This window comes from Gracilibacillus ureilyticus (assembly GCF_900111195.1).
GTDB lineage: Bacteria > Bacillota > Bacilli > Bacillales > Amphibacillaceae > Gracilibacillus > Gracilibacillus ureilyticus.
Genome location: NZ_FOGL01000007.1, coordinates 91148 through 115072, shown reverse-complemented (window position 1 = coordinate 115072; position 23925 = coordinate 91148). Strand labels below are relative to the sequence as shown.

Sequence of the window (23925 nt, the reverse complement as noted above, 5' to 3'; positions counted from 1 at the left end):
AAGTTTAGAGCATTGCCGCTAAACTTTTTCCTTTTCTTTCATTTCACTGAATATGCCGACATAATTGGTGATATTGTTTCCTGCATCTTTCAGCGCACTAATTGACAGCCATTGTTTATATAATTCGCCGTCTTTTCTTTTATTGATAATTTCACCTTGCCAAATGCCATTCGCTCTCAGCTGCTTCCACATTTCCTCATAAAATGCCTCATCCTGAACTCCTGAACTAAGGACAAATGGAGTATGGCCAATGACTTCATCTTCAGAATATCCTGTAATATGCTGAAAAGCTTTGTTCGTTTTCGTAATTCTGCGATTTTCATCTGTAACTAAAATACCCTGGCCAGCATTATTCACAATATAGTTCGATAAATTGAGTTTATCTGTATAATACATCCAAATAATGATGATTAAACTTGCTAATGCAAATTGGGAAAGTGCCATGAACCCAATTGCATAGTGTCCATTAATGTCATGCACGATAGTTAATATGATTGGCGGGAAAAATCCGCCGATCCCTCCCATTGCGGCTACAATACCATTTACAATTCCCGCCTGTTTTGTAAAATAGAGCGGAACTAATTTGAAGATTGTTCCATTTCCTATTCCCGAGAATATGGCTACAGATAAACTGCCTATTGTGTAAAGCAGAATTGTCGGCGAAAAGGACAACAATACACCGGAAATCGTGAGTCCTGCGAAGACAACCATCAGAACTTTAAAGGGATTAAATTTATCACCTAAAATCCCGCCAACAGGTCTCAGTAATGTACATAGTGCAACAAATACCGCTGTCCTTAAACCCGCATCTACTTCTGTTAACTGGAATTCCGAAACAAGGAAATTTGGTAAATAAACAGTCAGGGCAACGAATGATCCAAAGGTAAGGAAGTAAAAGAAACTGAGAAACCATAGTTTATTATTTTTATATACACTTAATATCTGATCTTTTAATGAAGTCTCAACTTTTGGTTCTTTCCTGTCTCCCAGAATAAAGTTAAGAACAGCAAACAATATCAATGGAATAATAAAGGTGAAAACTGCCTGACGCCAACCAAACATACCTGCAATTATTGGCGCACCAAAGGATGTAATGGCAGTACCTATGTTACCGACCCCGTAAATACCATTGACAAAACCGTGCTTCTCTTTTGGATAATATTTCGGTAAAGAGGTGACCCCGACAGAAAACAATGCGCCCCCAATACCAAGAAAAATCCCTGCTAGCAATAAATCAAAGAAACCATCTGCAATTCCTAAGTAGCCAACAGGCAAAACTAAAAACAGTAAACCAGTAATAAATATGATGCGTGCACCAAATCTGTTAGCATAATACCCAAAAGGAACCCGGAAAATGGAACCTAAGATAACCGGTGCAGCAGTGATAAGAGAGATCTGCCCGGCTGTCAAACTGATATCCTGTTTTATAAAACTCATTAATGAGGAAAGCAGAACCCATACCATAAATCCCGCTACAAGACTCATTGTTTGTAGTGATAATTGCAATCCCTTTCCCTGTGCCATTAATAACATTCCTTCCTGCAAAAGTATGTCATATTTTACTACTTACTGTAATTGTAGGATGGTCTTAACAAATAGGCAGGCAATTCATCTATCATTCATAAGGAATTTAGTTGTCTGTTAAACAAAAATTCGTTCTACCGGCATGAGCAGCCGCCAAACTATTCTCTAACTCTTTAGTTTCACCCTCTGTTACTGACAGAGCAAGCGCATCTTACTTATAATCCCTTCTATGCTGATAACCTGCTCTTGATCGGTATTGTTGGGGCGCCCTTGCTAAATAATGGATAGGCACACTGTAAATATGAACAAGATGTGTAAAAGGAATAGATGCAAACAAACCGAATGATGCAATTACATGGATTTTAAAAATAACCGGAACTTCTGTCATTAACTGATATTGCGGTTGAAAAGTAAATATACTTCGAAACCATGGTCCTATCGTTGTACGATACTCATATGCTTCTACTGTCGTATTGTAAACAATTGTCATATAAGTACCGATTCCCGCGACAATGATTAATGCAATAACTGAGAAAAAATCTGCGAAAGTAGCATGAATCCTCACCCTGTCGACTGTTGCTTTCCGAATTAGCAGAATAACCGCACCTGCTACTACCATGAGACCAGCCAGTCCGCCACCGTAAATAGCACCGATATGATAAAGATGATCTGTTACGCCAATTGCCTGATAAAACTGTAATGGGATAACAAGCCCCATGACATGACCGATCACTGCCAGCAGGATACCATAATGAAAAAGCGGTGAGCCGATCCGTAACCATTTCTTTTCAAAAAATTCTGTCGAGGGAGCGGTCCATGTTTTTTGCCTGAATGCAAAACGGTAAATACAACCAACTATCATGATCGTTAGTGTGATGTACGGAAATACCACCCACAAAAAAATATCAATCATTATTTTTCCTCCTTAGGCAATGCTAGTTATACATAATCGGATATGGCAGTTCGTCTAAATCCGCTTCTTCTCGGTTTTGCTCCATCTTCTTTATCTCCGTCTTGGTCGGTGCCTGGAAAACATCCTCCATCAGAAGGCCAATGAGCTGGTGATACGGATTATCTTCCGGAAGCTGCTCTAATATAATCTGTGTTACATTACCTAGTCGTTTCCATAATCGGATCGTTTCATCCGTTTCATCCATCACAGCAACCAATTCATACAACATCGGAATATAATCCGCTAATTCACCATCTGCCCGTTCATAGCCTGCCTGATTAATAATTTTCTGCAGCTTAATCAGTGCCGCTCCCCGCTTAGGGCTGTCCCCAAATTCATAAGCTGATAAGTAAAGCCCCGTTTTGGCTTTCAAATCAAAAGTATGAACATAAAGCTTTTCCAGATCTAATAATGGAATATCCTCCAATCGGGAAATAGCCTTATCCAGTTTGTTCTTCTGCTCTGCTGATATCACTGAATGATTAATAAGACTATTTACAGAGGGGATAGTTTTTTCATCAGGATATGCTAATAATCTTGCCGCAATAATTAATAATTCTGCTTCCTGCTGTTTCATCTTCAACTGCCCCTCTCAAACGGATAAGTAACCATTCCTTCTGGCGGAGCAAGATCTTCCAGACTGCATGCACCTTGTTTATAATGGAGATCGCCGTGCATCTCTCTTCTCCCAGTCGGAATGACAAAGCGATCTTTGTATTTTGCAACACCTAATAAATTCGCCATGTCTTCTATTTCTTCTTCTGTCATACCTGCTCCTCTCAACAAATCACTTTCCTTCAGCGGATCAATTCCACCTACTGTTTTCTGTCGCATATGGACACGCATTGCTGTCAGTTTTAGTAAAACTTTCCGAATTACTTTTGTATCACCCGCTGACAAAAGTGAAGCTAAATATTCAACAGGAATACGCATTTGATCGATCGCAGGGATATATCCGTCCGTATTTAACTCTTCTTCATTTGTAATATGATTCATAATCGGACTAAGTGGGGGCACATACCATACCATAGGTAATGTGCGGTACTCCGGATGCAATGGCAACGCTATTTTCCACTTTATTGCCATTTTATAAATAGGTGATTCCTGAGCACCCTTAATCCATTCATCATTAATCCCTTCTTCTTTTGCTTTTGCGATGACATCTTCGTCAAACGGGTCCAGGAAGCAATCCAGTTGTGCCTGATACAAATCCTGCGGGTCTTCAACAGATGCCGCTTCCTTAACCTTATCTGCATCATACAGAACTACACCAATATAGCGTATCCGGCCTACACAGGTCTCTGAACAGATTGTAGGAAGGCCTGCTTCTGTTCTCGGATAACAGAAGTTACATTTTTCAGCTTTATGTGTATTCCAATTGTAATAGACCTTATTATAAGGACATCCATTCATACAAAAACGCCATCCGCGACACTCCTCCTGATCGACTAACACAACTCCATCTTCATCCCGTTTGTATAAAGCACCAGATGGACAGGAAGCGACACAGGAAGGATTTAAACAATGCTCACAAATTCGTGGTAAATACATCATGAACGTTTTCTCATATTCCATAGCAATATGTTCCTGCAGTTTTTCTACGTTGGGATCCATTGGCACAACTTCACTACCACCAGCTAGGTCATCATCCCAATTCGATCCCCATTCCGGTTTATCGATATATTTCCCTGTAATCATCGATTTCGGACGGGCTACAGGCAAACTATCTCCCTTTTCTCTATTAATCAGGTTTTGATAGTCATATGTCCAAGGTTCATAATAGTCATCCAATGTTTCCATATCAGGGTTATAAAATATATTCTTTAATTTAGAAAGCGGTCCGCCTGCCCGCAGACGTAACTTTCCATTGCTATACTCCCAGCCGCCTTTATATCGATTCTGGTCTTCCCATTGCTTTGGATACCCAGGTCCCGGCCTTGTTTCCACATTGTTAAACCACATGTACTCTGTTCCCGGCCTGTTTGTCCATGTCGTTTTACATGTAACCGAACAGGTATGACAGCCAATACACTTATCCAGATGCATCACCATTGCTACTTGTGCTTTAATCTTCAAGCCAATTGACCTCCTTCATTGGTTTAATTATTGCGATTGTATCTCTCTGACTTCCGGTTGGACCATAATAATTGAAACCATAGCTTAATTGGGAATAGCCGCCAATCATATGGGTAGGTTTAGCTGTAATGCGTGTCACACTATTATGCGTACCACCACGCTTCTTACTAAGTGTTGTTCCCGGCACACCCATCGTACGATCCTGAGCATGGTACATATAAGTCATCCCTTCCGGAATCCGGTATGTTAGTACAACCCTTGCCGCTACGACACCGTTACGATTGTAAACTTCGATCCAGTCATTATCTTTCAAACCGATTTTTGCGCCGTCCTTTTCGTTCATCCATACTACCTGCCAGCCGCGGAATAATTGCACCATGTGGGATGCCTCTGTAAACATAGTATGAATACCCCATTTCTGGTGAGGTGTTAAATATCGTACCGTAATGGAAGCTTCATCATGCTTTGCTTCCTGCTCTCCCTTGATATAAGGTCCTTTTGCGAGAGGGGGCAGGTACGTTGGCAATCCTTCTCCAAAGTCCAGCATCATCTCATGATCCAGATAAAAACTTTGGCGGCCTGTTAAAGTATGCCATGGTATCTTATACTCCGTATTTACTGTAAACGGTGAATACCGGCGATGATCTTTTTCCAAACCGCTCCATACAGGAGTGGAAATAGTGTGCCTTGGTTGTGCCGTTAGGTCATTTAGTGTAAATGCTTCTTCTTCCCTTGTTTTGGCGATATCCTCCAGCTTTTGACCTGTTTTTTCTTCAAGTGACTTCCAGCCTTCAACAGCACGGCTCCCATTGGAAGCACCAGACATTAATAATATTGCCTCTATCGCATCAGTATCTTTGTACAATTCAGGGTTACCTTTACCTATTCCTTCCCTTCTCGATAATCCGAGCCTTTTTTCTAATTCCCTGTATACTTTTTCCCCAGGATATTTTACACCTTTCATACCATAGCCATTTTTTAATGGTTGGCCAATTGTTGTTAATTTGTCATATGTTTTACTGTAATCACGTTTTACTACCTGTAAACTTGGCATTGTCTTACCTGGAATAGCTTCGGCCTGCCCTTTACGCCAATCACGAATCTCACCATTTGGCTGAGCGATTTCTCCCGGGGTATCATGACCGAGCGGTGACATCATCAGCTCTTCCGTTTCACCAGGCAAATGAATTGCTGCAAGTTCTGAGAAAACTTTACTTATTTCTCTAAAGATGTTCCAGTCACTTTTCGCTTCCCATGGCGGGTTTACCGCTGCATTAAATGGGTGAATGAACGGGTGCATGTCCGTAGTTGATATGTCATATTTTTCATACCATGTGGCAGTTGGCAAGACAATATCAGAGAAAAGACCGGAACTTGTCATACGAAAATCAATACTGACAAACAGATCGGCTTTTCCTTCTGCACCTTTCTCCTGCATCTTCACTGTTTCCGGCTTCCATGATATTTCTCCATCAGTTAAGACTTGATCGTCACCACCGATTAAATGTTTTACAAAATATTCATGGCCCTTTCCACTGTCCCCAAGTAAATTGGATCGCCAGTTAAAGAATACCCGCGGGAAGTTTCTCGGATCATCCGGGTTCTCGATTGCCCAGTCTAATTCTTCATTTTTCAGTTTGTTAGTAATTGTATCAATTACTTCTTTATCACTTTTTGCACCATTCTTCCTCGCATCTTTTACAATATCGATACTGTTCTGAGTTAATTGTGGATATGAAGGTAACCAGCCAAGCCTTGCTGCTAATGCATTAACATCTGCCGGGTGCATATGGGCATACTTGCTTCTCCACTTATTTTCCTGATAGTCTTCCTTCTCTTCATAGCGATACTGATCTGTTGCGAAATAAAAAAAGGAAGTACCGTTTTGCAACCTAGGGGCCACTCCCCAGTCTTTTGCAAAAGCAATGGTTTGCCAGCCTTCAGCTGGGCGGACTTTCTCCTGTCCTACATAGTGAGCCCAGCCCCCGCCATTCACACCTTGTGAGCCGGTTAACAAAATCAGGTTAAGTATCGAACGGTAAATTTGATCACTGTGATACCAGTGGTTCGTCCCTCCTCCCATAGCTATCATAGATTTCCCTTTCGTACGCTCAGCATTGTCTGCAAATTCTCTGGCAACGCGGATAACATGCTGTCTCGGGACTGTTGTAATGCTTTCCTGCCATGCTGGAGTGTATGGTTTAGGGTCATCATAATTTTCCGGATAATCACCAGGCAGGCCACGTGAAATACCTGTATGGGCCATCATTAAATCATAAATGGTTGTTACTAATTTCCTTTCACCATTTTTGAGCTTAAGGCTTTTGACAGGGACCCCCCTTCTAACTACGTCACCGTGTTCTTTTGCGAAGTAAGGGAATTCTACTTCTATCACTTCATCGGATGCATTCAGAAAACTTAATTGCGGATCAATTTCTGTATTATCGTCTCTCGTTAAATTCAAGTTCCATTTTGAAGATCCATCCCACCTGTGCCCCTGTGTTCCATTAGGTATTTCCCATGTATCTGTTAGCTGGTCCCAAACAACCGGCTTCCATTCTCCAAGTTCGTGTTTTTCATCGAGATCATCAGCATGCAGAAAGCGTCCTGACCGGTAATTACCTTCCGCTTCATTGATCGTAATTAAAAAAGGCAGATCCGTAAATTGCTTGGCATATTTGAGGAAATATGGAACCTGTCTGTCAACATAGAATTCTTTTAGAATGACATGTGTCATTGCCATCGCTAAAGCACCGTCTGTACCTGCACGAGCCGGCAGCCATAAATCTGCAAATTTCTCGTATTCGGCATAGTCCGGACTTACCCCGACAACTTTTGTTCCATTATAACGGGCTTCCACCATAAAGTGCGCATCAGGTGTTCTAGTTTGAGGTAAATTGGTACCCCAGATAATAAAATACTTGGAATTATACCAGTCAGCACTTTCAGGGACATCTGTCTGATCGCCCCAAACTTGAGGTGATGCTGGTGGTAAATCTGCATACCAGTCATAAAAACTCAGGATCGTACCACCAATTAATGACAAAAATCGCGATCCACCTGCATAACTTACCATTGACATAGCAGGAATGGGGCTAAAACCAACTATTCGATCTGGTCCATATTTTTGAATTGTCGCAATGGTGGCACTTGCAATCATTTCGCAAGTATCACGCCATTCCGCACGAACAAATCCGCCTGTACCACGAGCTTTAATATATTTCTTCCGTTTTTCCGGATCTTCGGTTATATTTTTCCATGCCTGAACCGGGTCATGTCCTAGTTCTTTTTCTCCTTTCCACATGGCATAAAGATCACCACGTATGTAAGGATATTTCACTCTTGCAGGACTGTAGGTATACCAGGAGAAGCTTGCACCCCTCGGACACCCCCGCGGCTCATATTCAGGGAAGTCTTTACCTGTTGAAGGGTAATCCGTTTGTTGAGTTTCTGATGTAATAATGCCATCTTTCACATAAACCTTCCAGCTGCATGAACCAGTACAATTCACACCATGTGTAGAGCGTACCACTTTATCATAAGCCCAGCGGTTACGGTACGTCTTTTCCCAATCTCTCGGTCTGGTACTTTCTTCCGTAAATCCCTGGTTAATTTTCTCACCTGGTGTTAGAAATTTTAAATGTTTGAAAAAGGCATTATTTTTCATCTTTATCACCTTTTTCATAGAGTTGTTGAAGAGGGTTGAAGCGGTCACCAACTATTTTAAAGGAATCATTGCCTTCATTTACTTCTTCTATAAAAACTTGAAGTGTTGGTGCGTTTGCAGCAACTAGTATCAATCTTTCCAATGTCGCATAGTCCTGTAATTGATATAGCTGTTCTTCTAATGAAGGAGGAATTGCGCCAAAGCGCATACGTAGTATTTCTAATAAATCTTGACGATCATCACCAATTTGAGCTTCTTGTTCGAATAAAAACATAGCATTCCCTCACTTTTCCAGTAGATTTATGGTTTCACCATCTTGAAGTAATCTTGAATTAGTGTTTCTTTGCATGTTTCCCCCGTTTTCGTACAAAAGGCTAAATAATCCTGGTTTTTCTCTGTCAGATTATTTAATGAAAATTTCTCTTTAATAACATGTTGGAAGTTATCCCCAAACCTTATTTCAATTTCTGCTTGTCCATCTTTTTCAGTGGCATATGCCTCTATATCAAAAGAATGAATATTTTCTTCTTCCAGACTTTTTAATAATTGCTCATACAGGCGGGGATATGCGGATACGAGTGGTTTCAATACGGACACCCCATTTATTAATGATCAGGAAGTATTTCCATTTCATCATGATTATGATATTCATCAATAATAATTAATGCATGTAATTTTTTTATGATTGCTTCACACATTCCATCAGATATAAGAGAGTGTTTAATCTCTGAGACTAAACGTCGCATCAAATCATGATCACGTATTAATTGTGCAATTTTCTCATTCATGCTTTCTGACTGTTTCGCAATTTCCTTGTACAACCCTTGTTCCTCTGCATCTGCATGGGCTAATGTTCTCGTTTGCCAATGCTCTACTGCAATTAACGCAGTTTTTAATGCTCTTTCAGCATCCCCCTCTCTCCAGAAATTTTCTGCCACATTGGTTAATTCACGGGCTTCCTGTAATGCTGCATCATGAATAGCTGTATGGCTGTCAATTTTTCTTAATGCTGGTCCTGACAAATAATCACTCCCTCACATATGGTATATCGCTTACCACCTTCAATGTATCGAACTATAAATGTTATGTCAATTATTTACTTGTAAACGCGTTCTATGCCAGAAATAGAATTGTTCTGACAAATAGCATTATGGCCGGATTCACTGGAGATTATACCTGCAAGCCTCCAGCTATTAACTGTCAAAAGATTATATAATCTTTTGACAGGAAAAAAGACTGTTTCCCTTGAAAAAGGGAAACAGTCTTGAACTATCTTATATCTCATATGATTGTGGTTGTTTTAATATAAAAGATGAACTAAGTTTTTTCTTTATATCTATTATTTATCGGCAGGGAATACCAGTCCTATCTCAGCTCTTGCCTTATCCAATACCTTCATTGTCTCAATCGAACGCTCCCATGTATTCACCTTATTTTCGAGTTTTCCGTTTTTTATGGTTTCTATGAAAGATAGTGCTTCGTAATACATCGTGTTTTCTTTTTGTTCCACAGAAATGTTTTCTTCATTCCCATCGTGGTACACGATTTTCACATCGACCATATCAGAAAATTTACCAATCACTATCGATCCTTTTTCACCTTGGATTTCTGAAGGTAATACTGAATTCGTGATTTTGGAGAACATAGCGATCCCATTGAATTCACTATACTGAGCAATAACAGAGCCTTGTCCGTCAACACCTGAATCGAGCATATATGCACTTGCCTGCACTTTCTCCGGTGCTCCGAATAATGCAACCATCGGATATAAACAATATACACCTATGTCCATCAGTGACCCGTTTGATAATTCCGGCTTAAATGCATTTAACACAATACCTTCCTTGTATTTATCATATCTGGAGGAATACTGACAGAAGTTGGCAATATATCTGCGTACAGGGCCGATCTTCTCTAAGTTTTCCTTGACCTTGTTGAAATTCGGTACATGTGTTGTCTTCATCGCTTCCATTAGTGTGACATTATTTGATTTGGCAGTTTCGATCATTTTTTCAACTTCCCCTGCATTTGAGGCGAAAGGCTTTTCAACAATTACATGCTTACCACCCTTCATACATGCAATCGCATGTTCCGCATGAAAGGCTGTAGGGCTTGCGATATAAACGGCATCAAATCCATCACTGTGAGCAAATTCTTCTAAATCTGTATAAGTGGAGTTGACATCATACTTTCCCGCAAATTCTTTTGCTTTCTCTTCTGTTCTAGAATAAACTGCCGCAAATTGGAAATCAGCAATTTCCTTTGCGCTTGTTAGAAATCGATCAGTTATCCAATTAGTACCTATTACACCAAAACGAATCATTTACTCTCACCTTTATTCCTTTCCTTCTTTTTCGTTCATTCGATCCAGCACAATCCGGTAACCGTCATTCCCATAGGTCAGGCATCTTTTCACACGGGAAATAGTTGTTGTGGAAGCACTGGATTCCTTTGCTATCGCTGTGTAAGTACTCCCTTCATCCAGCATTTTAGCTACATGCAAACGCTGTGCCAAAGATTGTATCTCATTCATTGTTGCGATATCATCAAAAAAGCGGTAACACTCTTCTCTGTCTTTTAACGTTAAAATTGCATCAAATAATTGATCCAGTTGCCTGCCACGCAATTTATCAATCTGCATGGGACCCACTCCCCTTTTATTCCGTTCTATTCAGTGAATATCACACCTTCGATCCCAGGATTCTCCGGAATAACATTTACCCACGTTTTACCTGGAACTAAAGGAACAACTTCACCATCTATCGTTGGAATAATTCTACCATCAATTCGCTCCCATTGCACGTTTTGCACTTTACCCTTCTGGAGTAATAAAGCATCTCCTCCGGATTCCATATCAATTTCACGGCGCCCAACATCATCAACTACTTGATGTGCAGTTTCGAGGATCAGTACATTGCTAATTTCAATTGGAGTATTTTCACTATATTCAACTGTCTGTTCTCCATCACTGTATCTTACATATTGATCTGCGTTCTCATCATAAACATATCTTACCGTATAATTCCCGTAACTAAATTGGATATCTTCTGCTTTGTTTCCGTCTACCTCTTCATCACTGAAAAGCAGTGACTCATATGTCTGTTCTGTTTCATAACCGTTCTCTTCCGCTCTTTGGTATATGCCATCAAAATATGCATAGGAATTATGCGGGGCTACTCTGTCTGAAGATCGTTCAAACAGAACTTTATCATTATCATAATACATACCATTTAACCCATCCGCAGCTCCAGTTTTTATCATGTCCTCAATAAAATAAATCGCTCCATGATAGACATACATAGCACCATAATCATCTGCAAGATTGAAATAATATGGTCTCGCGCTTCTCACAGGTCCGACTTTATCAGGAATTTCACTATGGTACAGTGCCATAAACCTTGTAATATTACCTTCTGCTAAAATTTCAAAGACAATATCCGCTTTCGATAAACTTGTTTGAGGCCGTGCTGATGGATGATTATTTACCATAACCGCTACCATCCGGTTTGTTAATTCCTCCTCAACAGGAAGTCCTGTAAATGGCGCTGTTATCTCTGGTTCTGTTTTTTCTTCAGGCTTGTCCGGTTCATCTGCTGCCGTTGCAACTGGGGTTTTAGCTTCTTCCTGCCTCTCTCCTTCCGGCACGTTTTCTTTATCCGAACAGGCAACCAGGAATATTGACAATATAATTACAAAAAATATTTTCCACTTCACAGGATCACACCTTCTCTCCAAAAATAATTTCGACATGTATGTAACCATACATGTCGAAATACCTAATTTATTATACCAAACTTTAACGCATTATTGCAGGGAATAATATCTCTTTTTTCTTAACGTCTATGATTCCTAGCGGGGTAATGCGTACAAAAGGTAAATGCATTGATGATAAAAACAATAAGCTGTAAGGCGGATCATTATATTTATATCCATGTTTGATAAGAATATCCTTAAGCTTCTGATCAATGTCCATAAGTTTTGTCATTTTGCCATCAAACATCATACCAGCGATGGTTAACGGCAATTCAAATATCACTTTCCCTTCATGAACCAGAACTATTCCGCCACCAATTTCTTTCATTCGGGTAAATGCAAGCATCAGATCAGATTTACTTTTCCCTATTAAGACAATATCGCCTGTTAAGGAATAAGAGCTCGCTAATCCCCCAAGTGTTTTGGTAAAACCTTTAATGATTGTATTTACACGCCATTCACCTTCCCGATCACCAAGCATAAGGAATGACTCGTCACTGGATGCTAAGATCTGTTCAGTATTCGCATCAATTGAAATAGGATATGGCTTCATAATAACGTCATTTTCCATTTTCAAACCAACCGGCATCGAAAATTGAAGATCACGTTCTGAGAGCTGCCACTGTAATTGCAGTTTCCCAAGTCCATATTTTTCCCAATCAACCGGTACATGATGGTCAATTATTTCTCCATCACGTTTCAGCCATTTACCTTTTGCAATAACAGAAACAGGTGTAGCATTATCCATTGATTCCAATATATTAATGTGGGCAACCCTGCCAGGTGCAATAGCTCCTAATCTTTCTTCCAAATGGAACTGCTCTGCTGCATTATATGTTGCCATCATATATGCTTCAATTGCTGGAACCCCATTATCTATTGCAATCTGAATACATTGATTGATAATGCCATTTTTATAAAATGATGGTGTGGAACCATCTGTAGTCATTGTTAAATGATCATATGTGGTTAAATCCAAATCTTGTAATTCTCGTAGAAGCTTCCCAAGATCCGGTCTTACGGAGGAATTACGCAAACCGATTCGATACCCCATTGAAAGGCGGTGAAATACCTCTTCTCCAGATAATGCCTCATGGTCGGAGCTTGCTCCTAATAATTTCAGCTTAACGAGCGTTTTCTCTGAAGCTCCCGGAAAATGCCCTTCCACCGGCTTCCTCAGCCGTTTAGCCTCCTGCATCCAATAAAGAATTCGATCATCGTCTTTTAACACCTGCGGCCATGCTGTAAGCTCTCCTCCCTGCACGACTGCCTCGTGCTGCAACCATGCATGGACCTCCTGATCATTTAAAATTTCCTGTTCTTCATTGATCTGCGATTGTGAGTCAAACCTTGCCCACCAATACATCGAAACAGGTAACTTCATGAAATCTTCTAATAATGAAAACGCTTTCTCTCTGTTCGTTAAATAAAGCCAAGGTAAGTTGTCATTCATCATTGTTGTTGTTCCAGTCTGCCCGGCATACATTGCTAATTCATATGGATTATATAATTGAAAAGGATGTGCATGTGGTTCGATATAGCCAGGAACAATGTACTTACCACTGCAATCGACAATATTCACACCTGTTAACTTTTCCGGAAGCTTCTTTCCTACATAAACAATTCGGTCATTGTAAATCCAGATATGCGCTTCCATCCATTTTCTTAAAAAAACATTTAAGTAGTATGCATTTTTCAAGATCAAGGTAGGTGCCTCTTTCTCGTCAATGACAGCTACTTGCTTACGAATTTCTTTATTTCTCCATCTATATAAATGATCATTCATAATATTCTCCTCAACTTTATCTCATTTTTAATCATAATATAATTGTATCACGATTTGATAGCGTTTGCATTGTGTGGAAATGACAAATTTTTGACGTTTATTTAGGCACATTTACGTATATTTTATTCAATTGTTTATTCATATGATATTTTCATTTCCTGTCCCTGTTATTGTATAATAAGCGGTAAAGGTTGGTGATAAAATATGACAGATTTTTCGCATATTAATGAACAGGGCCGGGCCAAAATGGTAGATATTACAGAGAAAAAAGTGACAAGCAGAACAGCAGTTGCGAGATCCAGCATTATAGTAAACCAGGAGATTTATCAAAAAATTATGGATCATAAGATTGGCAAAGGGGATGTGCTGTCAGTTGCACAAGTTGCGGGAATAATGGCAGCAAAACAGACTTCCAATATTATTCCGATGTGCCATCCGTTACCTTTAAGTGGGGTAAATATACATTTTGACTGGAATGTAGAGGAAGATAAACATGAACTCCTGATTACAGTAGAAGCAAAGACACAAGGAAGTACTGGTGTGGAGATGGAAGCATTAACTGCCGCATCCATCACAGCCTTAACTGTTTATGATATGTGTAAAGCCGTAGATAAAGGAATGATTATTGGTTCTACATACTTATTAGAGAAAACTGGTGGAAAGAGCGGCACATACAAACGCGAAGATTTTAGATAATTCACTAAGCATTTAGCGAAACCTGGAAGGACACTTAGCGTTTTCGGTAAATCACTCAATAATTACGTTGAGTGATTTTTTATTTTTGTAACTTTTACTGTCATTATCCGTTGTTAAAGTAGAAAGTACAGAAAGGGATGGAGACATTGCATCTTAAAACATTACATGTTTGGTATGAACGATACCATCAGGATATTTACAATTATATCTTTTTTTGATTGGAGATCATGAGCAAGCGAAAGATTTGATGCAGGACACTTTTGTACGGGCAGCATCTAAATTGAACACGTTTCAGGGAGGAGAAGAAAAAGGCTGGCTTGTTCGTATTGCAAGAAATATTACGATTGACTATATTCGAAAACGAAAGCCGGTCGCCTATCTTTTCGACCGTCCAGTTAATATAGAAACAATGGCGAAAACACCTGAGCAATTATCTGTCTTAAACGAAACAGAAAAGGAGCTGTATCAGGCACTTCAAAAACTGAGAATATCCTATCGCGAAGTAATTATCTTAAGAAAAATCAAAGAATTTTCGATTAAAGAATCCGCATCAATCTTAAATTGGTCGGAGTCTAAAGTGAAGGTCCAGTTAATGCGTGCACTGGAAGCATTAAAGAAAGAATTACAAAAGGAGGGATATATCCATGAGCCATTACGATAAGGATTGGAAAGGACTTAATAAGAAAATAAAATTATCCCGTAAAGAGAGTGAGGATTCTTTTGCCCAAATTAGAAGAACAATACATGATCCTAAAATTTCATCAAAGCAACCAGCAAAACAATGGATCAGCTTTGCAGCTGTTGCTCTTCTTATAACCATACTTGCCCTTAGTAATATAAATGGGGTTGGTGAGAAAGACACAGCAAATGACACGCTCAGCGAACAAGTGGCAGAGGATATAATGATTTCGATAACGAACCAAACTAACCTTGATTTCCATGGAATAAGTTTGAATGTGTATAAAGGGGAGCAAAAAGTTGATAATCAAAATATGATCAATGCGGATAACTCTTTGATTGCTAAAGGTCAAAAAGTCCATTTTGACTTTATTGAAGAAGATTTTGAATTAAACGGGGAGATAGCCATCGAAGCAGTGATCGTTTTCGATAACGAAAACCGCGTGACTATCGAACCTGTCATACCTCTAACTATTGAAAGGGGTAAAGAATATAAATTTAAGATTGTCGGTAATTCCATAGAAACAACACGTTTAGAGCCAGTCGATTAGCAGGAAGAGATCTGAAGAATTTACCTAAAAAATGAGTTTGGATGAGCTTGCAAAATGTTGTTTTTTTGATTTTCGTATATTAAAGCTATTCTATTTAATATGGATTATGTGCAGTCAATATTATATATGTTGAGTACATTGCAAAAGTGCTGAACACACATAATCCATATTATCCGTTCAGTTTTTTTAATGATTTTGTCTTCCTCATTTCTCTTCCACTAGCTTCGTTAAAAAATTTATTAGATATCTTTATTAATCTCTCGCATCACATGGCCTAATTCAGGAATTATGAGCCGCTCCATCGCTAATTTTACAGCACCAGATGACCCAGGTGTAGCAAAGATAGCTTTATCATGCATCACTCCAGCCGTTGCACGTGATAGGATAGCCGCAGAACCAATATCTTCCTGAAAACTTAGTACACGAAAAAGCTCACCAAATCCTGGCATCTTTTTATCCAGAAGAACATCTACCACCTCAATCGTTACATCACGTTTTGCTATCCCTGTGCCACCATTTAATAAAATCGCATCAACATCTGATTGTTCCATTCCATGTTTGATTGCACGTTCGATGTCCGCTTTTTGATCTTTCACGATTTCATATGCAGTTACTTGATGATGATGATTCTCCAAATATTCCCGCATCAGTTTTCCACTCTTATCTGTTTCTTCCGTTCTTGTATCACTAACTGTAATAATTTTACAACGGACCGTTGATGGTGCTTCAGCTTTATGTTCCAGTGACATGATGTTATCTCCTTTATTTTTCAGAATTTTGTGATGTTAAGCATTTGGATAAAAGTCTGTTTCCAGCCATTCCAAAAAGATAGTATAATCTCGTTCTACCTGGTGTTTATAAAAACGCGACCATGATACAAGTTCCTGTATAAACTGATTTCTGTCACGTTCAATTACGTCATATATCGCATCCTCACTATGATAACCAAGTAATTCCTCATTTATATCCTGATCTGCTCTCGCATGAATCTTTGCTGCTATTTTCCCCATAGTTTTTACGGTCTGTTTAATTGGTTTTACATCATCTAAATGTTTTGGATTAATATCCTTATCAAAAGCACATCGTTCCCGCACATAAAATTCACGATTTCCTATCGTTAAATAACCAAGGTATTCGTCTGCTTTATGGTGCATTGCTTTTTGAGTATGGATAACGCGTTTACCTTGATGCTTATATTGCTCCCAGAAGGATTCATTGTACTCTACAAAATATGCCGGAATGGCTGGACGCGCCTCTTTAACTTCCAAAATAATATCATCATTTGCCGCATGTTCATCTATACCCTCAATCAATACATAGTAACGTTTTAATCCGGTTGAAGCTACTCCGGATCCTAATTTTTTTACAATATCCTTAATTTGATAATGGGAATCCTCTCGTTTCCATTCTTTCGGAATAGAGTCAATGTATTTATTCCAGTTAGCAGTAATATCTCGGAATTCCTTTTGGGTCACCTCATGGAGCTTTTCTTTTTCTCTGTTAAAAACTCTTTCGCCATCATTATTAATAATTGTTTGTTTATCTAATTCATGTGTTGCTTGTCGTTCCTCCAGCTTTTTCAAAACCTTCTTAATCGGTCCCTTTGTATTCTCTACTGTAAAACTAGTTGTACGCGGATCTTCTTCTCTATTGGCAAACTTGCTAATCTGTTTACAATATGCTTTCAAAAAAGCGGTCACTAATTCATCACGAATAGTGGAATCTGTAATACCATGCTGTTGTGTCATTAACCGGATACTAACGACCATCCGCAGTAAATCATACAAATAAGATCCTAGATAACCTTCATCAAAATCATCGACATCAAAAACTAATTGTCCATCTTCATCTTGAAAACTGCTGAAATTATCAAAATGCATATCACCCATAATCCATGTCGGCATTGATTTTTCCGTATGAAATGCAAAAGGAATTTTTGTTACATCGTAATAAAATAAATAAGCACTTCCACGGTAAAAACTATATGGATTTTGCTTCATTTTGTCATATTTCCTGCGGCGTTCCTGTTTGCTCAAACCCATTACATAATCATCTAGCTGTTCTAAAATCGTGTGGAGTGATTGTTTTCTTAAGTTACGGTTTGTTTCACGAACCTTTTCCTGAATATCTAAAACCATGATAACCCCTCCTCTTTTATTATTAGTTTAGCATAATTTTCTTAAAGATCAGCAAACAAAAAAATCCTTAGTGGTCACTAAAGATTTTTTCTATTACAGTGTTAATATTATTCTGTTTCCTGATGGATCTATCGTTATGATTTGATTCTCATTCTTCTCCACTTGTGCGCCGATTGCTTTTAAGTTTTCACATACCAGATGTAACGCTGTTTCATTTGGATATGTTAACACATAGTGATCAATCCCAACACTTTCTTCGGGTGGATTTGGTGCACCAACCCCATTCCATGTATTTAAACCAATATGATGATGGTAGTTACCTGTCGCAATAAACAATGCCTGATCGCCAAATCTTGAGACTACATCGAAGCCCAAGCCTCTTATATAAAATTCATGAGTTTGATCTAAATCCGCAACGTGAAGATGAATATGGCCCATCACCGTGTCAGACGGCAGTCCTTGCCAAGCTTCAGGATGACCCTCTTTTACTAAATCCTCAAAATCTAATGGATCGACAGCCATCACCACGTGATCACCCTGCCATTTCCATTCAGCTGGATCTCTATCTGTGTAAACTTCAATCCCATTTCCATCCGGATCATTAAAATACAGTGCTTCACTAACAAGGTGATCAGATGATCCTAGTTGCACTCCTTGATTGACAGTATGAAAGACAAAATTTGCTAAATCCTTTCGTGTTGGCAGGAGAATAGCAAAATGATATAAGCCAGTTGTTCGACCCTGTTTTGGCTGAACATTTTCTGGTTTCTCCAATGACAATATACTTGTCTTACCGTCTGCCGTTAATAAGACTTTGTTCTGGGTCCTTTCTAATATATCGAAACCGACAATATGTTGGTAAAATTGAAGCGATCTATTTAAATCGGTAACTTTTAAGCTTACATGACTAACAAAGGTGTTTGGCTTCTGATGAAAATTCATGTAATTTCTCCCTTCATTAACTTACTTTATGTAACCAATTATACTTTTGTAAGTTAATAATGTCAATCATTTGCTCTCAAATTGAAAAAAGCTACTAATCTTCCTTAGGATTAGTAGCTTCTCCCTATTTTATTCTTTCGAAAATCCTATGTCTTTACGATAGAAAAAGTCGTCCGTCTGATCAAATCTCTCCAGATAACGGTAAATTTCTTTTTGAGCACTTTCCGGGCTGTCCTGTAGTGAGCCAACCAGGAGAACACGTCCCCCTGTTGAATGGAAAGCCCCATCCTCTGAGCGGCCAGTACCAGCATGGATCACGTAAACTTGGTTATCCGGCTCAAGGTCTGGAAGCTGCACATTTTTTTCGTATGCTCCCGGATATCCTTTTGATGCAACTACAGTACCGATTGCATAGCCGTCTTTCCATTTCAGTTGCGGGTCTTTGCCAGCTGTGACGTCTTCAATGACCTGGATAAGGTCGTTTTCTAATAACGGTAAAACTACCTGTGTTTCCGGATCACCGAAACGGGCATTAAACTCGATTACTTTAGGCCCTTCCTTTGTTTCAATCAGCCCACCATACAGGACACCGGTATATGTTCTACCTTCTTTTTTCATCCCTTTTGCGGCGGGTTTAAGGATTTTTTCGACTGCGAATTCAACATGTTTTGGTTCAAGACCAGGTACTGGTGAGAAAGCACCCATTCCTCCAGTATTCGGTCCTTCGTCATTATCATACGCTCTCTTATGGTCGCGGGCAGGAACCATTGGATAAACATTTTCTCCATCAACAAATGCAAATAGAGAAAATTCCTTCCCGTCCAGAAATTCTTCAATTACGACACGACTTCCCGCCTCTCCGAAGCGGTTTCCAACAAGCATATCATCGACTGCATCAAGTGCTTCCTGCTCTGTCATTGCAACGACAACACCCTTACCAGCAGCAAGTCCGTCTGCCTTTATAACAATCGGTGCACCTTCTTGTTTTATGTAACTTTTTGCTTTTTCAGCATCTGTGAATGTTTGATATGCAGCTGTCGGGATGTCATATTGTTTCATAAATGCTTTGGCAAAGTCTTTACTTCCTTCGATGATCGCTGCTGCTTTGGATGGCCCGAATACTTTGAGGTTCTTCGCTCGAAAAGCATCTGTTACTCCTTTTGTTAAAGGAATCTCCGGTCCAACGATAGTCCAGTCGATTTGCTTTTGCTGTGCAAATGCAACAAGTTCATCGATTGCATCATCCTTTATCGGTACACATGTTGCATCCTCAGAAATACCGCCATTCCCAGGTGCTGCGAAGATCTCTGTTACACGCTTACTTTCTTTCAGCTTTTTTACAATAATATGTTCACGGCCACCACCGCCGATTACTAATACTTTCATATGACCACTCCTTTATAGAGTTTTTTATAAAAAATAATTTAGCGCTTCTGTGTGCTCTTTTTGCAGATTCTGCGCTTTATTTGCAACTTCACCGTTTTATTTGCAACTTCTGCTCTCTTTTTGCAAATTCCGCGTTTTATTTGCAAATTCCGCTTTCTTTTTGCAACTTCACCGCTTTATTTGCAACTTTTGCTCTCTTTTTGCAACTTCACCGTTTTATTTGCAAATTCTGCTCTCTTTTTGTAAATTCCGCGTTTTATTTGCAACTTCCGCTCTCTTTTTGCAACTTCACCGTTTTATTTGCAAATTCCGCTCTCTTTTTCAACTTCACCGTTTTATTTGCAACTTTTGCTCTCTTTTTGCAACTTCACCGTTTTATTTGCAATTTCCGCTCTCTTTTTGCAACTTCACCGTTTTATTTGCAACTTCCGCTCTCTTTTTGCAATCTCACCAGTTCTTCTGAAATGTCTAGCTATATGAAAGGATTCCCATCATGTGGGAATCCTGCCTTTTTAATGCTTAAAGTGACGAAGCTTAGTGAAGACCATCGCAATTCCGTGTTTGTTACATTCATCAATCGAATCCTGGTCACGTTTTGAACCGCCTGGCTGAATGATTGCTTTAATACCTGCCTTCGCTGCGTTCTCTACTGTATCTGGCATTGGAAAGAAAGCATCTGAAGCAAGTACTGCTCCGTTTGCTTTTTCACCAGCTTGTTCGAAGGCAATTCCTGCAGCTCCGACACGATTCATCTGGCCTGCACCAACACCAACTGTTTGATTGTCTTTCGCCACAACAATAGCGTTAGACTTTACGTGTTTCACAACTTTCCATGCGAATAATAATTCCTCTATTTCTTCAGCTTCCGGAGTACGTTCTGTCACAACTTCCAAGTCTTCTGCGGTTACACTGCCATTGTCACGATCCTGTACAAGCAGGCCGCCAATCACACTGACAACTTTTTTCGTATCATTAGTGTTCACTTCCATTGGTGTTTCTAATAAACGGATATTTGGTTTCACAGTTAAAATTTCCAGCGCCTTATCAGAAAAACCAGGAGCAATGACGATTTCCAAGAATATGTCCTTTAACAGATTAGCTGTAGCTTCATCCACTTCACGGTTCAATGCAACAATTCCGCCAAAGATGGAAACAGGATCAGCATCGTACGCCTTTTTGAAAGCTGCCTCAGTTGATTCACCAATACCAACCCCACACGGATTCATATGTTTTACCGCTACCGCTGCTGGCTGGTCACCGAACTCCAGCACGATTTCCAATGCAGCATTGGCGTCCTGAATGTTGTTATAGGAGAGTTCTTTTCCATGCAGCTGTGTCGCATTTGCGATAGAAGCACCTTTTACATTTCCTTCTTTATAAAAAGCTGCCTTTTGATGCGGATTCTCCCCATAACGAAGTGACTGTACTTTTTCAAATGTTTGAGTAAATGTTTCCGGATCATCTTCTCCAGTAATATTAACGAAGTAACTTGCGATCATTGCATCATAGTTAGCAGTATGACGGAAAACCTTCGCTGCTAACGTTTTGCGGAATTCGACTGTTCCACCATTTCCGCCGAGATTTTCAAGAACCGCATCATAATCAGCCGGATCGACTACAACTGTTACATCACGGAAATTCTTTGATGCCGACCGCAGCATTGTCGGACCACCAATATCAATATTTTCAATTGCATCTTCTTCTGTTACTTCAGGCTTAGCGATAGTCTCTTTAAATGGATATAGATTGACTACAACCACATCTATTGGAGAGATGTCACGTTCTTCTAACTGCTTCACATGGGATTCCTCATCACGGCGAGCCAATAATCCCGCATGGATAAACGGATGCAATGTCTTCACACGTCCATCAAGTATTTCATCAAAGTTAGTTACAGCAGAAACTGGGAATGCCGGAAGTCCTGCTTCTTTTAATGCTTTTAATGTTCCACCAGTTGAGATCAATTCATAACCTAATCGGTCTAACCCTTCCGCAAATGGAATTAAATTGCTTTTGTCCGATACACTTAGTAATGCTCTTTTTTTCAAGATGATTCTCCTCTCGAAATCAGTTTTTGAATCGTTTCTGGATAAAGTTTGTGCTCGACTTTGTGAATAGCCTGTTCTAATTCTTCGCGCGTTGTTTCATCATTAATATAGACAACTTCTTGTGCGATAATATTACCTGTATCCATCCCTGCGTCCACATAATGAACAGTTACACCAGAAACTTTCACACCTGTTTCAAGAGCCTGCCCAATTGCATCTAGTCCTGGAAAAGACGGCAGCAAAGATGGATGAATATTTATCATTTTACCTTCAAATGGCTGAAGCAGTGTATGGCCGATTAATCGCATGTATCCTGCCAGAATAATCCATTCTATCTTAGCTTCTTGCAGAACATCTACTATTTTAGCTTCAAACACTTCTTTTTTCGAATATTGTTTCGGATCAAATGCGAAAGTCGGGGTACCATTTTGTCTTGCTTTGTCTATTACTTTTGCGTTTGGCTTATCACATACTAGTAAAGAAACTTCTGCATCAAGTTTACCATGATTAATTGCCTGAATAATAGCATCATAATTACTTCCGGTCCCAGATGCGAAGACAGCTAATTTTACTTTGCTCATTTAGAAAAAGTCACCCCTGACTCGTTTGTCACTTCACCAATGATGTATGCTCTCTCACCAATATCTTCTAACAATTGCAGTGCCATTTCTGCTTCATGCGCTTCGACAATCACTGCCATTCCAACACCCATATTAAACACCCCGTACATATCTTCATTAGACAGGTTCGCCTGCTTTTGTAAATATGTGAAGACTGCTGGTACTTCCCAGCTTCCTTCTGCTAACTTCACACCGAGATTTTCTGGCAGGGCACGCGGAATATTTTCATAGAATCCTCCACCCGTAATATGGCTGATTCCTTTGATTGTTAAATCAAGCTTCAATTGCTGAATCGCTTTTGTGTAAATTTTAGTTGGCTCAAGCAGTGCATCGCCTAAAGACTTACCAAGCTCTTCGACATGGTCTGTTAACTTTAGGCTCTTATCTTCGATAATTTTTCTGACCAAGGAGAAACCATTGGAGTGTACACCAGAAGAAGGAATACCGATAATCTTATTACCAGCTTCGATCGTCTCACCTGTAATAATTTTATTTTTATCACCGATCCCAACAACAAAACCTGCTAAATCATACTCCCCGTCGTCATACATACCGGGCATTTCTGCTGTTTCACCGCCAATTAGAGCGGCATTACTTTGCACACAGCCTTCACTAATTCCTTTGACGATCTGCTCAATTTTCTCAGGTTCGTTTTTTCCGCAAGCTATATAGTCTAAGAAGAATAAAGGATCTGCACCTTGGGCAACAATATCATTTACACACATTGCAACAAGGTCAATTCCAACTGTGTCATGTTTATCAAGTGCAAAAGCAAGCTTTAATTTTGTCCCAACACCGTCCGTCCCTGATACCAGCACAGGCTCTTCATAAGAAAATTTACTTATATCAAATAATCCAGCAAATGCCCCCACACCGCCTATTACTTCCGGGCGATTCGTTTTGGCAATATGCTTTTTCATTAAATCGACAGCTTTATATCCAGCATGGACATCGACACCAGCTTCTTTATAAATATCACTCATCGAATATCTCCTTTTTATATGAGCGATAAACGCTAGATTCTTTTCCGGTCATCAGATCGATAAATCCGGTCCATATCTAGCGTTTATCGGTCGTAATTTCGATAATTCCGGTATTCCGGACATTC

General features: G+C 39.5%; 22 protein-coding genes. 3 read left to right on the top strand and 19 right to left on the bottom strand.

Features of this window, described 5'->3' with window-relative positions; all coding sequences use genetic code 11:
- Positions 1-18 precede the first annotated feature (18 nt).
- The 12 genes from BMW36_RS08870 to BMW36_RS08815 all read right to left on the bottom strand — a co-directional run bounded on the left by BMW36_RS08870 (position 19) and on the right by BMW36_RS08815 (position 13758).
- Positions 19-1524 carry a nitrate/nitrite transporter gene (locus tag BMW36_RS08870; RefSeq protein WP_089740515.1) on the bottom strand — a complete coding sequence of 502 codons (1506 nt, stop codon included), beginning with the start codon at positions 1522-1524 and terminating at the stop codon, positions 19-21.
- Positions 1525-1735: 211 nt separating this feature from the next.
- On the bottom strand, positions 1736-2437 hold the full coding sequence (narI, locus tag BMW36_RS08865) for a respiratory nitrate reductase subunit gamma (protein WP_089740514.1): 702 nt from the start codon (positions 2435-2437) through the stop codon (positions 1736-1738).
- Positions 2438-2459: 22 nt separating this feature from the next.
- Positions 2460-3053, bottom strand: coding sequence for a nitrate reductase molybdenum cofactor assembly chaperone (narJ, locus tag BMW36_RS08860; RefSeq protein ID WP_089740513.1), 594 nt, complete (start codon positions 3051-3053; stop codon positions 2460-2462).
- 2 nt (positions 3054-3055) lie between these two features.
- Complete coding sequence (narH, locus tag BMW36_RS08855) at positions 3056-4552, bottom strand: nitrate reductase subunit beta (protein WP_089740512.1); 1497 nt, start codon at positions 4550-4552, stop codon at positions 3056-3058.
- The gene (locus tag BMW36_RS08850; RefSeq protein WP_089740511.1) at positions 4542-8219 is read right to left on the bottom strand and encodes a nitrate reductase subunit alpha; all 3678 of its coding nucleotides are present in this window, start codon (positions 8217-8219) and stop codon (positions 4542-4544) included. The genes narH and BMW36_RS08850 overlap by 11 nt, the downstream gene beginning before the upstream one ends.
- Positions 8209-8493: a hypothetical protein gene (locus tag BMW36_RS08845; RefSeq protein WP_089740510.1), complete on the bottom strand. Its 285-nt coding sequence runs from the start codon at positions 8491-8493 to the stop codon at positions 8209-8211. The genes BMW36_RS08850 and BMW36_RS08845 overlap by 11 nt, the downstream gene beginning before the upstream one ends.
- A 26-nt stretch (positions 8494-8519) precedes the next feature.
- Entirely contained in the window at positions 8520-8807 is a 288-nt protein-coding gene (locus BMW36_RS08840) for a hypothetical protein (RefSeq protein ID WP_089740509.1), read from the bottom strand.
- Positions 8808-8824: 17 nt separating this feature from the next.
- The gene (locus tag BMW36_RS08835) at positions 8825-9241 is read right to left on the bottom strand and encodes a hemerythrin domain-containing protein (protein ID WP_089740508.1); all 417 of its coding nucleotides are present in this window, start codon (positions 9239-9241) and stop codon (positions 8825-8827) included.
- A 317-nt stretch (positions 9242-9558) separates the two neighbouring features.
- Complete coding sequence (locus BMW36_RS08830; RefSeq protein WP_089740507.1) at positions 9559-10542, bottom strand: Gfo/Idh/MocA family protein; 984 nt, start codon at positions 10540-10542, stop codon at positions 9559-9561.
- 12 nt (positions 10543-10554) lie between these two features.
- Positions 10555-10860, bottom strand: a complete 306-nt coding sequence (locus BMW36_RS08825) for a YerC/YecD family TrpR-related protein (RefSeq protein ID WP_089740506.1) — start codon at positions 10858-10860, stop codon at positions 10555-10557.
- A 26-nt stretch (positions 10861-10886) separates the two neighbouring features.
- Positions 10887-11933: a DUF3048 domain-containing protein gene (locus BMW36_RS08820; protein ID WP_245711637.1), complete on the bottom strand. Its 1047-nt coding sequence runs from the start codon at positions 11931-11933 to the stop codon at positions 10887-10889.
- An 82-nt stretch (positions 11934-12015) separates the two neighbouring features.
- Positions 12016-13758, bottom strand: a complete 1743-nt coding sequence (locus BMW36_RS08815) for an adenine deaminase C-terminal domain-containing protein (protein WP_089740505.1) — start codon at positions 13756-13758, stop codon at positions 12016-12018.
- A gap of 204 nt (positions 13759-13962) precedes the next feature.
- Here BMW36_RS08815 and moaC point away from each other — a divergent pair, with 204 nt between their 5' ends.
- The 3 genes from moaC (at position 13963) to BMW36_RS08800 (ending at position 15683) form a co-directional block, all read left to right on the top strand.
- Positions 13963-14454 carry a cyclic pyranopterin monophosphate synthase MoaC gene (moaC, locus tag BMW36_RS08810; RefSeq protein WP_089740504.1) on the top strand — a complete coding sequence of 164 codons (492 nt, stop codon included), beginning with the start codon at positions 13963-13965 and terminating at the stop codon, positions 14452-14454.
- Positions 14455-14701: 247 nt separating this feature from the next.
- On the top strand, positions 14702-15115 hold the full coding sequence (locus BMW36_RS08805) for an RNA polymerase sigma factor (RefSeq protein ID WP_245711636.1): 414 nt from the start codon (positions 14702-14704) through the stop codon (positions 15113-15115).
- Complete coding sequence (locus BMW36_RS08800) at positions 15099-15683, top strand: hypothetical protein (RefSeq protein WP_089740503.1); 585 nt, start codon at positions 15099-15101, stop codon at positions 15681-15683. Before BMW36_RS08805 ends, BMW36_RS08800 begins: the two co-directional genes overlap by 17 nt.
- A 239-nt stretch (positions 15684-15922) precedes the next feature.
- Here BMW36_RS08800 and BMW36_RS08795 read toward each other — a convergent pair whose 3' ends face one another.
- The 7 genes from BMW36_RS08795 to purM all read right to left on the bottom strand — a co-directional run bounded on the left by BMW36_RS08795 (position 15923) and on the right by purM (position 23800).
- A complete protein-coding gene (locus tag BMW36_RS08795) occupies positions 15923-16432 on the bottom strand; it encodes a MogA/MoaB family molybdenum cofactor biosynthesis protein (RefSeq protein ID WP_089740502.1) in 510 nt (169 codons plus the stop codon).
- A 36-nt stretch (positions 16433-16468) separates the two neighbouring features.
- Complete coding sequence (locus BMW36_RS08790) at positions 16469-17821, bottom strand: DUF2252 domain-containing protein (RefSeq protein WP_089740501.1); 1353 nt, start codon at positions 17819-17821, stop codon at positions 16469-16471.
- A 93-nt stretch (positions 17822-17914) separates the two neighbouring features.
- Positions 17915-18763, bottom strand: a complete 849-nt coding sequence (locus BMW36_RS08785; RefSeq protein WP_089740500.1) for a VOC family protein — start codon at positions 18761-18763, stop codon at positions 17915-17917.
- A gap of 129 nt (positions 18764-18892) precedes the next feature.
- Positions 18893-20149 carry a phosphoribosylamine--glycine ligase gene (gene purD, locus BMW36_RS08780; protein WP_089740499.1) on the bottom strand — a complete coding sequence of 419 codons (1257 nt, stop codon included), beginning with the start codon at positions 20147-20149 and terminating at the stop codon, positions 18893-18895.
- Between the two features lie 512 nt (positions 20150-20661).
- Positions 20662-22197 (bottom strand): bifunctional phosphoribosylaminoimidazolecarboxamide formyltransferase/IMP cyclohydrolase, encoded by a 1536-nt coding sequence (gene purH, locus BMW36_RS08775; protein WP_089740498.1) that lies wholly within the window; start codon positions 22195-22197, stop codon positions 20662-20664.
- Entirely contained in the window at positions 22194-22778 is a 585-nt protein-coding gene (purN, locus tag BMW36_RS08770) for a phosphoribosylglycinamide formyltransferase (RefSeq protein WP_089740497.1), read from the bottom strand. Before purN ends, purH begins: the two co-directional genes overlap by 4 nt.
- On the bottom strand, positions 22775-23800 hold the full coding sequence (purM, locus tag BMW36_RS08765) for a phosphoribosylformylglycinamidine cyclo-ligase (protein WP_089740496.1): 1026 nt from the start codon (positions 23798-23800) through the stop codon (positions 22775-22777). The genes purN and purM overlap by 4 nt, the downstream gene beginning before the upstream one ends.
- Between the last annotated feature and the right edge of the window lie 125 nt (positions 23801-23925).